13 protein-coding genes are annotated in these 15,556 nt (G+C 36.7%); 12 read left to right on the forward strand and 1 reads right to left on the reverse strand.

Features of this window, described 5'->3' with window-relative positions; translation table 11 throughout:
- Positions 1-32: 32 nt before the first annotated feature.
- From DNK85_RS00410 to DNK85_RS00420, 3 genes are all read left to right on the forward strand, one after another.
- A complete protein-coding gene (locus tag DNK85_RS00410) occupies positions 33-911 on the forward strand; it encodes a LysR substrate-binding domain-containing protein (protein ID WP_162896440.1) in 879 nt (292 codons plus the stop codon).
- A gap of 77 nt (positions 912-988) precedes the next feature.
- Positions 989-1,639: a 16S rRNA (guanine(527)-N(7))-methyltransferase RsmG gene (rsmG, locus tag DNK85_RS00415; RefSeq protein ID WP_235842333.1), complete on the forward strand. Its 651-nt coding sequence runs from the start codon at positions 989-991 to the stop codon at positions 1,637-1,639.
- A complete protein-coding gene (locus DNK85_RS00420; protein ID WP_119327616.1) occupies positions 1,636-2,736 on the forward strand; it encodes a YeiH family protein in 1,101 nt (366 codons plus the stop codon). The genes rsmG and DNK85_RS00420 overlap by 4 nt, the downstream gene beginning before the upstream one ends.
- Here DNK85_RS00420 and DNK85_RS00425 read toward each other — a convergent pair.
- Complete coding sequence (locus DNK85_RS00425) at positions 2,707-4,662, reverse strand: putative bifunctional diguanylate cyclase/phosphodiesterase (protein ID WP_119327617.1); 1,956 nt, start codon at positions 4,660-4,662, stop codon at positions 2,707-2,709. The genes DNK85_RS00420 and DNK85_RS00425 overlap by 30 nt on opposite strands.
- A gap of 180 nt (positions 4,663-4,842) precedes the next feature.
- Here DNK85_RS00425 and nusB point away from each other — a divergent pair, with 180 nt between their 5' ends.
- From nusB to DNK85_RS00470, 9 genes are all read left to right on the forward strand, one after another.
- The gene (gene nusB / locus DNK85_RS00430) at positions 4,843-5,262 is read left to right on the forward strand and encodes a transcription antitermination factor NusB (RefSeq protein ID WP_119327618.1); all 420 of its coding nucleotides are present in this window, start codon (positions 4,843-4,845) and stop codon (positions 5,260-5,262) included.
- Between the two features lie 130 nt (positions 5,263-5,392).
- Positions 5,393-7,120 carry a phospholipid carrier-dependent glycosyltransferase gene (locus DNK85_RS00435; protein WP_119327619.1) on the forward strand — a complete coding sequence of 576 codons (1,728 nt, stop codon included), beginning with the start codon at positions 5,393-5,395 and terminating at the stop codon, positions 7,118-7,120.
- Positions 7,121-7,558: 438 nt separating this feature from the next.
- On the forward strand, positions 7,559-8,473 hold the full coding sequence (locus tag DNK85_RS00440; protein ID WP_119327620.1) for a hypothetical protein: 915 nt from the start codon (positions 7,559-7,561) through the stop codon (positions 8,471-8,473).
- A 101-nt stretch (positions 8,474-8,574) separates the two neighbouring features.
- Positions 8,575-10,122: a type II secretion system protein GspD gene (locus DNK85_RS00445; protein ID WP_119327621.1), complete on the forward strand. Its 1,548-nt coding sequence runs from the start codon at positions 8,575-8,577 to the stop codon at positions 10,120-10,122.
- Between the two features lie 18 nt (positions 10,123-10,140).
- Complete coding sequence (locus DNK85_RS00450) at positions 10,141-11,487, forward strand: hypothetical protein (RefSeq protein ID WP_119327622.1); 1,347 nt, start codon at positions 10,141-10,143, stop codon at positions 11,485-11,487.
- Between the two features lies 1 nt (position 11,488).
- On the forward strand, positions 11,489-12,112 hold the full coding sequence (locus tag DNK85_RS00455; RefSeq protein WP_119327623.1) for a hypothetical protein: 624 nt from the start codon (positions 11,489-11,491) through the stop codon (positions 12,110-12,112).
- 15 nt (positions 12,113-12,127) lie between these two features.
- The gene (locus tag DNK85_RS00460; protein ID WP_119327624.1) at positions 12,128-13,621 is read left to right on the forward strand and encodes a GspE/PulE family protein; all 1,494 of its coding nucleotides are present in this window, start codon (positions 12,128-12,130) and stop codon (positions 13,619-13,621) included.
- A gap of 16 nt (positions 13,622-13,637) precedes the next feature.
- Positions 13,638-14,699: a type II secretion system F family protein gene (locus DNK85_RS00465; RefSeq protein WP_119327625.1), complete on the forward strand. Its 1,062-nt coding sequence runs from the start codon at positions 13,638-13,640 to the stop codon at positions 14,697-14,699.
- Positions 14,700-14,832: 133 nt separating this feature from the next.
- Positions 14,833-15,348: a type II secretion system protein gene (locus DNK85_RS00470; RefSeq protein WP_119327626.1), complete on the forward strand. Its 516-nt coding sequence runs from the start codon at positions 14,833-14,835 to the stop codon at positions 15,346-15,348.
- Positions 15,349-15,556 lie beyond the last annotated feature (208 nt).

Genomic DNA, 15,556 nt, shown 5'->3' on the forward strand with positions numbered 1-15,556 from the left:
ATGTTGAATGTTGAATGTTGGAGTGCTGGCTTATGAATCTGAAGCGTTTAGAAGTATTTAAAACATTAGTGGAAACGCTAAGCTTTAGCAAAACTGCTGAGCGCTGTTATTTAAGTCCTTCCGCAGTGACAAGAGTCATTCAAAAACTTGAAGAAACTTATGAAGCAACATTTTTTGAGCGTGATAATCGGAATGTGTCACTGACAGATGACGGTAAATGTATGTATGATTTTGCGATAAAGGTGCTTGATGCCAATGATGAACTATTTGCACTACTACATCCAGATGAGGATAAGTTACGCGGTGATATTCGTGTATTTTGTACGGTGACGGCGTCCTATGTGATTTTGCCACGGATTATTGAGGTGCTTAATGCGCGATATCCTAATGTTCAGTTGCAGTTACAAACAGGGTCAATACAAAATGCGCTTAATTTGGTTACGAGTAATCAGATGGATGCCGGTATTTCATTTATTGATGATCAAAAGCTTGATGCTAGCTTGTGCGCACATCCTGTGCTTATTACTAGCATGGTCTTAGTCGTATCAAAGGACAGTGATTTGCATTCTATTGATCAAATCTTGGCGCAGTATCCTTTTATTATGCCAACTCAATTTTTAAACAATAGTACTATACACAAAATGATGCAAAAAATTTCGCCACGAATATATGGCGAAGTTGATGGTAATGAAGCCATTTTATCACTTGTTTCATCTGGTGTTGGTGTCTCTGTGTTACCTAAAGTTGTCGTTGAACATAACCACTTAGCCAGTAAAATAAAAATGTTGAATATTGCTGATATGACGCCGGTAACGGTAGCTATTGTGATGCGTAAACAGGCTTTAAAATCGCCAGTGAAGCTGAAGTTTTGGCAATTATGTCAGAGTCTGGCGTTATTGGATTATCGTTGATTAAATACTGTAAAATGATTTACCGGCGGTATATACTCAACAACGAAAATTAGAATCTGGAAGGGGTTGTAAGCAAAATGATTACATTAGATTGTCTAAATAATATGCTTGATGATAGTAAGGTCAAGATTCGTCAGGCGGCAGCGAAGTTTAATCTCACTATTGATGATGCGCAGATCAATCAATTGATTGACTATTTATCATTGCTTAAAAAATGGAATAAAACCTATAACATGACAGCGATTACCCAATGGGATGAAATGTTGGTCAAGCATGTGTTTGATAGTATGTCAGTGGTTTCGTTTATTAAAGGTCAACATGTTGTGGATGTCGGCAGTGGTGGTGGTTTGCCCGGAATTGTACTGGCCATTTTGTTACCTGAAGTAAACTTTGTCCTTATTGATAGCGTCGGCAAAAAAGTGCGGTTTCTAAGCCATGTCAAGAAAGTATTAGACTTGGATAATGTCACCGCCGTGAATATTCGTGTTGAAGATTATCAGCCACTGACCTTGTTTGACACGGTCATTTCACGCGCTTTTAGCTCAATTGCTGATTTTGAGCGTTTATGTCGTCATTTATTGGCAGTTGACGGGCAAATGATCGCAATGAAAGGTGCTGAAGTCGAACAGGATATGTTAGAAGCACTGCCGCTAAAATATGAAATCTTCGAAGTTGATGTGCCGTTATTAGATGCCTCGCGTCATGTGATTCGGATGTGGCAAGTATGAGCAAAATAATAGGGCTTTTCTTTTGTGCATTGCTTGTTGTTATTGCCTATATTGTTGCGTACTTACCATTTGCACCGTTTACGATCTATCATCAAAACTTAGCAATGCACCCATTAGAACCAATGGTGCTGTCGATTATTATTGGTGTTATCTGTGGTAATGTCTTTTTTCGTCATAAGGTAGCAGAGTATCAACGCGAAAACTTACAAGGCGTTATCAGCTCAGCACGCTTATGGCAGAAACTTGCCCCAGGTGCTAATTTTGCCGCAAAGTCGTTTTTGCCTTTAGGTATTGTATTAATGGGGGTTAAGTTTGACTTGCTTTCTGTGCTTAAAATCTCAGGGCAAGCATTATTGATCAATCTGATTTGTCTTCTTGTTGCTTATGTTGTTACGCTATGGTTATGTAAATGCTTAGGTGTTGATGAGAAGATGTCATCGCTGATTACGATTGGTACGGCGATATGCGGAGGTTCCGCGATTGTCGCCGCAGCACCTGTTGTTAAAGCCAATCAAACGCAAGTGGCGATTGCGATGACGATTGTGTCTTTATACGGCTTAATCGCTATTTTTGTCTTGCCGCTATTTGGGCACATCTTTGGTTTAAGTGAGTTTCAATTTGGCGTGTGGGCGGGGACATCAATCCAAGCCATCCCGCAAGTTGTGGCTGCAGGCTTTGCCTTTGGCGCGATTGCAGGACAAACAGCAACAATTGTTAAAATGGTTAGGATTTTATTACTTGCACCGATGGTGATGTTAATCGGTATTAGACACAATAAAGCAAATAAAGGTGATGGCCAGGTGCAAAACAAAGTTGCTTGGCATAAATATTTTCCCAAGTTTATTTTATATTTTTTGGTGATGATTGTTCTTAATACATTGGGGTTGTTTACTCTGTTAGACCGATTAACTGATTTACCAATTAGCCACTATATTGCTGAAATCTCAGCTTTTTTTATGGCGATGGCGATGGTTGGTGTCGGCTTAAATACCGATTTAGTTGTTTTGCTTAAATCAGGTGGTAAGCCGTTATTGGCCGGTGGCTTGGCAATGCTTATTCTGCTTGTATTATCTCTGGGGTTGATTATTGTGTTGTGACCAGTTCTCAGTGAAGGTTTGAATCAGTTCTTTAATCGGCATTGGTCGATAGAAATAATAACCTTGAATGCAAGTACAACCTAACTCAATTAGTTTATTCACTTGTTCTTTTGTCTCAGCACCTTCTGCAATCAGGTTGATATTGAGCTCTTTGGCTAATAGCACAATTGCTTTAACTGCGCCAATGACGGGTTGATTGTGTGGTTGATCAAGGCGTTGGGTGAAGCTTTTGTCGATCTTAATGGTGTTAAAACTGTAGTTGATAAAACGATTCAGTGAAGAGTATTGCGTACCAAAATCATCCATCGATAACCCAATATTATGCATCTTCAGCTGTGTAAACATTTGATTCATGTTTAGTGTGTTTCCTTCTAAGTGCTGTACCAGTTGCGATTCGGTAATTTCAAACTCAATATTGAGCCACTTGGGAATTGGATGTTGTTTGATCTGTTCAATCAATGATTGCATGTGTGCTGGAAAGTTATAAACAATGGGGGAAATATTAAGTGTCAGTTTGAAATGTTTAGAAGGGGTTAAATCCAACAAACAAAAATAGCATAACACTTCATTCACAACGTAATAATTGAGTTTATCGGCAAGCCCCATGCGCTCAACAATTGGAATAAAGATATCCGGACGAATAGTACCAAGCTCAGGATGATTTAAGCGGATAAGGCTCTCACAGCCAATGATTATGCCACTTTGTCCATCGACAAGCGGCTGAAAATGAAAGTAAAAAGATTTCTGTGCAAAAGCTTCATACATGTAATTTTCGAGCGTTTGCGCAGTATGATAGAAGTTATTAATAGTTTCATCATAAATAACATATTCTCTCTTGTGCGTTTTTGCATAAAATAAAGCCAAGTCAGCGCGACGCAAATTTAATGTGTAATGCAGTTGTGAAGTAAATGGTGCTATTCCCAGCGTTGTAGTAATGCTTAGTGTTTTGTAGTCTATGCTATAGTTTTGTTGCATGTGTTGTTGTAGTTTCTTGCCAAGTGCCTGAATATCATCGTCCACGGGCAGTGTTATAAGGATGCTAAATTCATTGCCACCGGTGCGTGCGACAATGCTTTTCTTAGGCACAACTTGAACTAAGCGCTGTGAAAAAGCAATCAGTAGCTTGTCACCAGTATCATGTGAGTATGTATCATTGATGCGGGAGAACTGGCGAATATCGATCATTAAGATATAGTGATGATGCTTTGCGATGGGGAGTAGCTTCTTAACGATATCCAAAAAAGCTCTGCGATTATAAATTTCAGTCAGACTATCTGTCATTGCGAGCTTTTCTAAAAGCACGGCTTTTTTGCTCAGTAATGCATTGCGGTCATTGACATGTTGTAATAAGCGCGACGTTAAGCGACGCATTGAAATAATAACAAAACTAATAAATAACAAACTAAATATCATTAAGCCAATTAATAACAACCAGGAGTAGATAGAGTCGATGTAAGTCATCAATTGGTTATGATTATTGTGCCAAAGAATGATATGCAGGCAGGTGATGATCGCAACGGCAATAAGTATTGTGCTTGAGAAAATAAGTGCGGTTTTTTCTGCATAGAAACTCAAGGCATAAACGATAGCAAGACCGTAGATAATGCTCACTGGCGATAGTAAACCATAAAACAAATAATCATTAACAATTGCAATCACTGCAACAAGCAGAATGATATGTGATTTAGTTTGATTATGTAGTCTGGTACGATAAAACATCAAAATAACTAAAGCAAAACTTAAAAATAAATCTAAGATGTATTTGAGTGACCAACCGCTATCAAAAGCACGAAATAGCGAAAGTGTGCTTAATAAAATCGATGAAATAGCAATTAAGATAAGCATAGCATTGATCAGACGCGTATGCGCCTTTAAGGTGATGACTTCCTCAAATGTGCCTTTTGGGCGAGTAATGTGTTTTGCCATAAATTATCCTTACTGTGTTCCATCGAGAACTCATGTTGAGTATAGATTAATAATCGTTTAAATCAGTAATCGCCAGTCAAAGTTTAATAAAAAAATAATTAGCGCTATCACATTATCTGGTGATTGGGTATAATTTGCGATCGTATTTTAACGGAGCTAGCATTTTTTAAGGTTTTGCCAATGTCACTAAAAGTCAAAGAGCGCAGACGTGCGCGTTTCCATGCCGTGCAGGCTTTATATCAGCAATCATTGGCAAATACGCAAGTCAATGAGTTGAAACTTCAGTTTTATGCCGACAATATTGATCGTCATCCTGTAGAGTGGGATTTTTTCTATCGCTTAATCGATGGTGTTGATCAAAATAAAGAAATGATCGATCAGAAAATTAATCATTATGCGACTAATGATTTGGCGTCAATCAATCCCATTGATTTGGCGATTCTACGTTTAGGTGCTTATGAGTTAATCGATTGCTTAGATGTACCTTATCAGGTGGTTTTAAACGAATACGTTGATCAGGCGAAAGAGTTAGGCACCAAAGAGGGTCATCGTTTTGTCAATGGACTCTTAGATAAAATTGCTAAAGAAATGAGAAAGTAATATACCGCCTGCAAAATGGCTTACAAGCGGTATAAATACCCTATGAGTGGTGTATGCCACTGTAAAATATCACCTGATATGTATATAATATTTTGAGCTTCAAATGCTTCAAATATAGGTTATAGAAACGATGGGAAAAAAGCTAAACCGCCTTCGCTGGCAAATGGATCGCGTATTTTGGTGTGATTTGCTGTTGATAACAATCATTATGGCGATTGCCTTGTGTCTTTATGGTGTGCCAGTACTTTTCACACCTGATGAGGGCCGTTATGCTGAAATTGCGCGTGAAATGGTGGTCAATCATCAATACATCGTACCGCACTTGGATGGAGTGATTTATTTTGAAAAGCCGCCGATGATTTATTGGTTAACGGCGTTATCCTTAAAAATCTTTGGCTTTAATATCTGGGCAGCACGTCTGCCTAATCCTGTGTTATCCATTATTGGCGTGTGTTTTGTTTATATTGTTTGTCGTATTGTCTATCAAAAGCGCCGCGTATCACTGTGGGCGGCATTGATTACTGGGACGTCAATTTTATATTTAGGCGGGGGGCGTTATTTAAACCTTGATGCTGGTGTTGCCTTTTTCCTAACGGTGACTATGCTATCGTTCTGGGCGTCAAGACAATATCGTCAAACAAGCTGGCAAGCCAATGTATGGTTATTGAATGCCTTTATTTTTTCAGGGCTTGCAGTGATGACCAAAGGGTTAATTGGTATTGTTTTTCCGATGATGATTATCGGCTTATGGGCGCTTATCATTGGTAAGTATCGTCTGTTATTGGATTATCGTTTATATCTAGGTTTAGTCATCGTCCTTATTATCTCAGTGCCTTGGATTGTTGCAGTTAATCATCAGCATCCTGAGTTTTTCCATTACTATGTTATTGTCCAGCAAATCTTGCGTTATGCTACAGATGACCAGGGACGACAAATGAGCAAATTCGTTTATTTTGGTATTTTTATTGTTGGCTTTTTCCCTTGGTTTGGTTTCTTACCACAAGTATTTAAATCGGTATTAACTAAGTTTAAAATGCGTAAGCGGCATGAGAATGAGTGGTTTTTGTTTGTCTGGGGTATGGCAATTTTGCTGTTTTTTGCTTTTTCGAAATCGATTTTAATGGGTTATTTAATTCCGATAGTAACTCCCATTGCCATCTTAATCGCGCGACGCATTGACAAGATACTTAATGCATCTACATTACCTAAGTCAACCAAGGCGAGCGTTATTGTTGCTTTGGTGTTTTTTATTATCATTGCCTGTGCTTTTGTGATCTTGCCATTTATTCCTAAGTTTGCGATGTTCTTTAGTGAGATTGCAGGCTTTTATTGGCCAGCGGCACTCGTATCTCTTATGACTGCAATTGCTGGATTTATTTATTTAAAGCGTAATAACCTTAAAGCCATTATGTTATGGTTTGTATGTGCGATGATGATTATTTTGAATTTAGGTTGGTCAGGTTCGCAGTATTTTGCACAGAAAAGCGTGCGTCCACTGACGCATATTGTCGCGCCCTTACTGAAAACATATCCGCATGCAGTTGTTGCAAATTATGGTGGTTATTACTATGACGCACAGTTTTATTTAGATCGTTTGACATGGATTGTTGCCAATGAAGGCGAGCTTGCAAATACTGCAAAGCTACCAAACTCAGGTGCTGAGAAGACACTAAGAACTGCAGCGCAATTCTGGCCAGTATGGCAAAGTAATCGCCGTGTTTTTGTATTTACTGATGAGAATAACTACAATGCGTACTTTAAAGCAGGACAACCTTATCAAGGATATTTATTAGCAGAAACGCCAAAGCGCTTTTTATTGACTAATCATCCATTAGCAGAAGCAGCGCTTATGCGCTAAAAATATGCTGATCAATAGAAATTTGCCTACAATTTTAGAAATTTTACTAAAACTTTCCATCATAATTGTGAATTAAAATGCATAGAAATCCTTTGGAATGACTACAATCCAGAGATTGAAGCGGACATAAGGTTTCATTATTTTACACTTGCGTATATTTTAAGTTTCTTGTAATGCGCAAAAAACCTGTATAAAGTCTTCGGGTAAGAGGGGTTACCAAGATTTCATTTCAAAAATTTCATATAGATGAGTTTTATTCTTAGGAAATTTAAGAAATAAGAAATTGATAGATGAGAAAGGGGAAGATATGAGAGTTAAGCAAGTGGGGTCTGCACCTATAAGTGGGAGTTATCAAGATTGTATTTCAAAAATTCCATATAAATGATTTTATTACTAGGAAATAAGATAAGAAATTAAAATAGAAAAAAGGGGAGATATATGAAGGTTAAGTTGGCGGGAGTTGTACTTGCAGGGGTGAGTCTGTTTAATTTAGGGTTCGCATCTGATTCTAACTTATATAAATTTACAGCAGATTACCAAACTGGATATGGTCAACAAAGCCTATCTGGCGTGTGCAATATGAGTGGTGAGTGCAAGCTTAATCTTGGTGGAATGACGTTAAGACAACAACAGGAAGTATTTATACTTTTGAGTAATTATTTTAATTGTTCTGGAAAAGGGGCGCAATACTGTCAAGCAGTTAGAAAAATAAGCGAAAAAGCGATTAAACCTGATGCTAGTGAGCATGAGCATGTTCACGCTGAGGCTGCTGTGGCAAAGCAAGAATCAACAGATAGCAATCATTTATCGCATGATATCAAAGCCAAAAAAATAAAAAATTCAGCAAGTAATAACAAAGAAATCAATGGAAAAAGTGTAATAAAGGCTTTAGCGCATGGGGATGATAACCATTCAAACCCTATAGCAGCAGGTAATGCTCCAGCTGAAAAAGATCCCGTTAACAGTAAAAAAATCATTACAGTTGATCAAGATTATCACGCTAAAATTGACAAACAGGCTGCCTCTGGCAAAAGCATCAATCCTAAAGACGCCAACACAGCATCTGTAGGGGGTACGGTAGCCGATAACAAGACAGTTTCAACATCATCTGAAGACTATTTGTATAGTCTAAAAATCCAGCCAGATAATACATTATTATTTAATTTAAAAAGACTTGCTGAGTTATTTGGTTGGCATTTGATCGTTCAAGGAGGTAAAGATGTCAACATTACTTCTGAATTCACAATCAAGGCAAATACTTTACAAGATGCACTCAATAAGCTTATAGCTCAAGGTTATCCGATTGAAGCTTCAATGTATAAAAACAAAGTGCTCGTTGTTAAGATAGGTTGATATTTTAATCTAAATATTAATTGGCTTAATAATAGTAATCAATAGTGGTCTTGTTTTTGGGGCTGAATAAAATTTTTATAATTTTAATTTGTGGGTGAGTTATGTACAAAAAAAGAATTAAGCATCTTGCTTTAAAATCGTCATTTTGTAGTATTATTTTGATTTTATCATCATGCAGTATGATGTCACCATATGGTGATGATGTTATGGCGAAAACAGCAGCTGCTAAGAGCAATATAGATAATCATGTAAAAGCTGCAGAATCAGATAAGACAAATAGCAAAAAAGAAGGCGGTCAAGTCAAAGTTTTAGACCAAAACTATGTCTCATATGTTCAATACAAACCATTATGGGAGCAAGGGCAGGTAAAAGTTGATGGTTCTTTGACCTTTGATCAGATTGTTCAGCTGGTTTTTTCAGCAAGAGGTGTTTCTGTTGTTAATAACTCATCGATTGATAAAAAGCAAAAGTATGATATTAATTTTTCTGGAAGTATGTCTGATTTTGTCAGTTTTCTATCAGAAAGATTAAATAAATATTTCCAAAAGAACAATAATTCGATTGTTGTTAATGATTATGCAACTAAGTCTTTCTATATTAATGCAATGCCTGGCAATAATCAGTTTCAAATATCCTCAGAAAACGATAACCAACTTGGTACTGTACAAGATGATTATAGTTCAATCTCATCTAGTAGTGGTAATTCATCCGAAGGTTCAAAAAACTCAGCCAAAGGAGAGGTGGATATTTGGCGAGATGTACAAAATGCAGTTGAGAAGTTAGAGTCTAAAAATGGTAGTTATAGCATTGAACAGTCTGCATCGGTAGTTACCGTGACCGATGCTGTAAAGAACTTGGCAGAAATTGGTGCCTGGGTTAATGCATACAATAAAATGATATCAAAACAAGTCCTACTTAAGGTGCAGGTATTAACGGTAAAATTAAATAAAGGCTTTAGTAGAGGTATTGATTTTCAGCAATTACAACTCAAAAATGGTTGGAGTCTTAGTAATACTGTCCTTAGTGCCGTAAGTAACTACAATCCATTAGTTGACAATACAACGATTGGAGCAGCTGTAAATTCGACGACAGGCTCTATTAAACTCGCAAGTTCACTAATTCAATATTTACAGACTAAAGGTCAAGTGTATTTAACGCAAGAGCCACTGGTAACGACATTGAATAATCATGCGGCACAGGTAGCGCAGACGATGCTAACGGGTTATGTAAAACAAGTAACGACAACAAATACAACCACAAGTTCAGGTGGGGAGGGGCCTTTGCTACAAGCAAGCTTAGAGCCGGGTGCAATCTCTTCAGGTATTAAACTTAGTATCTTGCCACATATCCAAGATGATAAAGTGGTCTTGCGCATATCAGTTGACTTATCGACCATTGAGGGTATCAAAAAGAGTGGTAATGTTGATAAGGAACAAGCTGAAATTGATTTACCAGTTGTTGAAAATAAAGAATTTAATCAAATTTCAATGCTAAATAATGGGCAAACTTTACTTATGGGAGGCTATATTTCCCACGATAATGAGTATAACAATTTGAAAAATCTCGGAACGAATATATTGGGTTCAAATTCTACCAAACAAGACACTTATGAAACCATCTTGTTAATAACCCCGTATATTCAACAATAATGGTATACAGGTAGTTGTATGAGTGTTAAGAGTAAACAAAATCAGTATCTTTTACCTAATTTTGATATCGATATCCCAAGTAATGTTGTAACAAAAACACAGCTGAGGGAATTTATAAGCGATAATGCAGGAGATAATGAATATTATTGTCACAGTGATCTGTTTAAAAAAGTTTATTATGCGGATAAACCGGGCTATTTGTTATCTGGATTAATTCTTGAATATAAATTATCACCTTTAAAATACCTATACATTGAAAAAGATAAGCACGGTTTTTTTACGCTTGTCTCGATCGCAAGTGGGCGGGTAATATATGAAGGTAAGGTTGATAATATCGCATTTTGTGTTAGCCAAATCAATATTCTACTAGGATACGATGAACATCCGTTAGAGATAGAGAGCTTTAATCTTTCTGAGGATGAGCTGAGCCTTATCTCAGGTATTAATGGTAATGGTGTAGAAATTAACCTGTTTGAATTGTCTCAAAGCATTGGGGCTAGCTTAAAACCAATTGGCATGTTTAAATTTAAAAAAATAGCCACTGGTCATAATGTAGGATTTTTAAAGGATAAGAAAAAGTTATCTATATTGCTGGTTATTGTTGTATTAATTTTGGTCTTTGGATATTACTTTTTGTCGCATCACACCAGCGCAAATGATGATATGGCTGCAAAGCTAAGAGCGATGAAAATGAAAATTGCTAAACAGCACCGTTTTGAAGCCAAAAAGACTAAGCTTACAGCGAAACCTAAAAAAGTAGTCGATATGTATAATCAGTACGTCGACACAATGATATTAGCAGATGACATCGTAAAAGCTTATTTTAAGGGTTTCAGTCAAATAAATAGCACATATCCTGAGTTGACGACCATACACTCTATAACGTATCAAAATAACACGATAACCTTTGGCTTAGCATTTAAATTCGTTGACTCTCTGTTATTGTCAGATGTTGTCAGCAAAGCCAAAGAGCATCACTTATCGCTTGTGTTGGATGATCAGAAAAGCTTAGCTCATGCATCTATTACATTTTTGGTGAAACAAAATAAAGAACAGAGCAGTGATTTATTTAAGCACAAAGCAGAGATCAATCACAATGTTATTGATTATCTTACTTTTATTAAGAAGATAGATTTTAAGCATAAAATTGCCTATGAGTTATCTGTTGTCAAAAGTTTTCAAGGCTATAAAACCGAAGATTTAACGCTTAGTCTTAAGGCAGTAACTTTGAATGAAGTGGCTTCGATTATCCAAAGTACGCAATCATTTGCCAGTAAAGTGATCAGCTTTACTTCAACTCCTTTGGATAATTCAAATGATTTATTATGGGATATAGATATTAATATAGAGTTTTTTGGAGTGTAAGATGATGAGAAAAATTAATCTGTGTGTGCCAGTCATATATTTAGCAGCTGTTATGTCTGGTTTAGCTGCCACTAGTTCTAATCCTGCAGTAGATAATAGCAGTATGCCTATGTCAACGGTTAAACAAAGTCAAGTTCAGTCCGCCACAATACCAACAGGTGGCTTGACTAAGCATAATGATGATGTACAAATAGCTAAAAAGCCTCAGGCACAGGTTGTAAATGCAGCATATGCAGTGACAAATAGCGATAGCGGCTCAACAATTCAAAAACTTGAACAGCAATCAAAAGAAATCGCAGCGCTTAATTATAAGATGCAGTTGATGACTGAGCAGAATAAATACTTACAAATGCAAATTGAAAATCAACAGTTATTACAAAAATACAATCACGCAAATCTTGCGATTGAGAATAACCAACCGCAAACACTGCTAAATAGGGTTACGTTGTCTGGTATTTCGAATGATAAAGGTCTTGGTTATGCTGCTTTGCTGACTTTAAAAGGCAAAGATTATCTTGTGAGGCAAGGTCAGACGATTGATGGTATTGAAGTTAAAAAGATAGCTAGCCACTTAGTTGTACTATTTGATGCCAATTACAATGCAACGAGAATGTTAACTTTATAAACTAGCGGTAGAGAGATGTTACAAGAAAATACCTTTTTAAATCTGGTTGACAATATTAAAGATCTACCAACAAACCTGATCTTATTTAAAGAGACGGTTGATTGGTGTATTAATATTGGGGAGGGCAGTTGCTTGCTTTTCCAGGATGGCACGGTTGTTGTGAATAATAAATGCACGCCGGAGATCAAAATTAAGATCATGCACATCCTGGCGAAGCATGCGATTGCGGTGAAAAAGTATATTGTAGTGTCACAAAGTTGCTTAGTTGATTTGTATGAATTTTATGACATTAATACATCGCAGCTAGCATTAAATTTACAGGATAAAAGTCAGCTTGAAATAGATGAAGATAGTAGGATACGTGAGTTACTCCTTGAGATTATCTATGATGCGGTAAGGCAAGATGTCAGTGATGTGCATATGGAGGTGCGTAAGGATACGTCAAAAGTCAGGTTTCGAATCAATGGTGAGCTCCTTATTTATCGAGAGTTAGCAACAGATGATGCCTTTAAGATATGTTATATCGCCTTTAATAGGGAAAGTGATGATGTAAAAGAGCATTTTAGCCCACTGATCACGATGGATGCATCGATGGATTTGGAGCTTAAGAATAATAAGATGATACGGGTAAGATTAGCAAGTATCCCTGCTTACCCTTACCCAAATTTTGATTGTGTTATGCGGATATTAACCGTTGATACAAAGATACCAAGTCTCCTTGAGCTAGGTTATACCGAAGATCAACTGCAGGTTTTGCAAAAAGTAATCAGGAAAAAAGCAGGTGCAATCATTGTATCAGGGGCAACCGGTTCTGGTAAAACTACAACCTTGGCTTCGTTAGTTAGTCAATTACCGAAAAAAAGTAAAGTTTACTCAATCGAAGACCCAATTGAGAAAAAGCTCAGTAATGCAACACAAGTACCAACAAAAGGTGGAGAGCTTGGTGGTTTCTTTGAGCTGACAAGGCAGACATTGCGTATGGATCCTGATCAAATTGTTATTGGTGAGGTGCGCGATGAGCAAACCGCTAAAATTATGTCAAGAGCGTCGATAACGGGGCATTTGGTCATTACAACTATTCATACCAACTCGGCAATTAATATTGTATTTAGATTATTGGATCTAGGGCTTGATCTATATTCCATACTGGATCCTAATTTCTTATTGTGCCTGGTTTATCAGACTTTAGTTAAACGCTTGTGCTCAGAGTGTAAAGTCAAAGATGACAATCCACTACATATAAGACATTTTGGCGAGAATATTTACAAACGTAATGAACACTCAAATTGTATGCATTGTGCTAATACAGGCATCTCGGGACGAATATTGATTGCAGAGGTAATAGATATGGGTAAACGTGAGTTTGAGTATATCAAAAATAACGACTGGCACACGTGGCAAGAAGAGTTGTCAAGAAACAATCAAGATATTAAAGCCAAACTGATTGACCCTATCTTAAGAGGTGATGTTTCAGTTGAAGATGCGGTTGATATCGCAGATATAATATGAATACTTGAGGATTTGTATGAAACTTGATGTGCTAAAAAAATACTGGATTAAATATAACTTCAGTCATAAAGATAAGTTTAATTTTATGACGGTAATATATGACTGTCTTAATTATGGATTGAGTCTCAATGTTATCTTAAAATCTATTTTACCTTCTTATTGTACAAACAAGGTATTGCAATATATCTATAGAGATATTAATCGTTCGTTAATGAATGGAATCGCCTTTTCACAGGCGATTAAGTTCTGGTATGGCGAGACGGCAGGGCATATTGTCGAGGCAGGAGAAGGTGGCAGTAATGCCAACTTTGCGCATGCGCTTCATAATATGCTTGAATCACTGGGTAAATCATCGTCCTTACCCAAGTTGATTATGGGTAAGATTACTTATGGCCTGACATTAGCCGTTGGCTCTATCGTGCTCACAAGTTATTTTGTATTATCGATTTTTCCACAGCTATTATCCCAACTGCCAGAGAACAAGTCAGCTGCTGAGTTGCCCACTTCAGTATCGTGGTATTTGCAATTGGGGCATTTTTACACAGATGGTGGTCTTTATGTCGTTCTTGTTTGTTTGATTGCACTAGCGATTGCACTTTATCTGACATTGAGATTCTTTGTTAGCACGCAACGTTCAGTGATTGATAAGTTGCCGATATTTAAATTATATAAACGATTGAATGCTGCTAATTATATGATGCAATTGGGGATCTTATTCAAAGCGAATAATCTAATTCTTGAGGCAAACAACAAGGTTTTAAAATCAGGATCACCCTATGTCAAAATGCAGTGCCGAAAAATACAACATAATATTGCGCAAGGTATTGTGTCACTAGAGGAGGCTTTTGCGAATACTTTTTTTACGCCGCAAGAAACAGCGATTTTTAAATCATTGGCAATTACCAATCAGTTTGAAAATCAATGTGAACAGATTGGCAAAAATATGCGTGGTGAATTGGTTAATAAAATGGTTATGCAGGCTAAACGAATAGGAGGTGTTCTTGTTGGGTTATCATTTGTAAATATTTTATGGGGAATGTTAGCAATTTATATGTTAAGTCAGTATATGGCATCTTAAAAATTGAGAAGTAACAAAGTTCCTAAATAATTTGTAAAAAAATAAATTATCTACTAAGTAGCTTGTAATAACTTAGAGGCAAATTAGGTTATAAAAAATCAAACAAAACAGAGAATTATTCAGAGGAGATATAATGAATATTAGTATGAGAATGCAGAAGCGAAATAAGCAAAAAGGTTTAACAATTGTCGAAACCCTTTTAGCTATTATTATAGGGGTAATTATTCTAGTGGCTGCATTTTACCTTTATGGAAATGCTAGGGATTCAGCACGAATAAATACGTATATTGAGGATTTATCTGATCAAGTTACACAAGCAGAGAATCTATATAGTCCTAATATGAAACATATTCCAATAACTACAATTCAGATAACAGATTTGGGTGTTGCCCATACAATTGATCCCTATGGGAACCCATATATTGCAAACTTAAATATAACTAAAGGTACTGGAACGTCAGGGGCGACAGCTACGTTAACCGTATCTGGTGGAGCTACATCTGGCAGATCTGCGCCGTCGGGATTATGTAGAAAATTAGCTATGTTCGCCTCTTCTATGATTGATAGTGGCTTGCTTCAACCAACAGGCAATACCATAAATTGCTCATCAGCGGGTGATACCTATAACTTTACATTAAATTTAGAATGATCGTTTTCATCAAGATATAATTGTTTGCAAAACATTTTGGTTATGCGGAAGGTTCGAAAGACTTTAGATAATATGGTATTTTGAGTTAGTGGGTAAGGGTATTTATATAAGTATAGACATAGAAGAACTAGCAGAAAATATAAAGTTTCCAGTAAGCCATGAATGAAATTTATAAAACTACTATGACTGTTTGAATTAAATTAAAAAT

The sequence above is a fragment of the Cysteiniphilum halobium genome, assembly GCF_003574425.1.
In the GTDB taxonomy this organism is placed as follows: Bacteria; Pseudomonadota; Gammaproteobacteria; order Francisellales; family Francisellaceae; genus Caedibacter; species Caedibacter halobius.

Coding starts and splice junctions, on each gene's coding strand:
- DNK85_RS00410 (WP_162896440.1), top strand. CDS start 33: ATGAATCTGAAGCGTTTAGAAGTATTTAAAACATTAGTGGAAACGCTA.
- rsmG (WP_235842333.1), top strand. CDS start 989: ATGATTACATTAGATTGTCTAAATAATATGCTTGATGATAGTAAGGTC.
- DNK85_RS00420 (WP_119327616.1), top strand. CDS start 1,636: ATGAGCAAAATAATAGGGCTTTTCTTTTGTGCATTGCTTGTTGTTATT.
- DNK85_RS00425 (WP_119327617.1), bottom strand. CDS start 4,662: ATGGCAAAACACATTACTCGCCCAAAAGGCACATTTGAGGAAGTCATC.
- nusB (WP_119327618.1), top strand. CDS start 4,843: ATGTCACTAAAAGTCAAAGAGCGCAGACGTGCGCGTTTCCATGCCGTG.
- DNK85_RS00435 (WP_119327619.1), top strand. CDS start 5,393: ATGGGAAAAAAGCTAAACCGCCTTCGCTGGCAAATGGATCGCGTATTT.
- DNK85_RS00440 (WP_119327620.1), top strand. CDS start 7,559: ATGAAGGTTAAGTTGGCGGGAGTTGTACTTGCAGGGGTGAGTCTGTTT.
- DNK85_RS00445 (WP_119327621.1), top strand. CDS start 8,575: ATGTACAAAAAAAGAATTAAGCATCTTGCTTTAAAATCGTCATTTTGT.
- DNK85_RS00450 (WP_119327622.1), top strand. CDS start 10,141: ATGAGTGTTAAGAGTAAACAAAATCAGTATCTTTTACCTAATTTTGAT.
- DNK85_RS00455 (WP_119327623.1), top strand. CDS start 11,489: ATGATGAGAAAAATTAATCTGTGTGTGCCAGTCATATATTTAGCAGCT.
- DNK85_RS00460 (WP_119327624.1), top strand. CDS start 12,128: ATGTTACAAGAAAATACCTTTTTAAATCTGGTTGACAATATTAAAGAT.
- DNK85_RS00465 (WP_119327625.1), top strand. CDS start 13,638: ATGAAACTTGATGTGCTAAAAAAATACTGGATTAAATATAACTTCAGT.
- DNK85_RS00470 (WP_119327626.1), top strand. CDS start 14,833: ATGAATATTAGTATGAGAATGCAGAAGCGAAATAAGCAAAAAGGTTTA.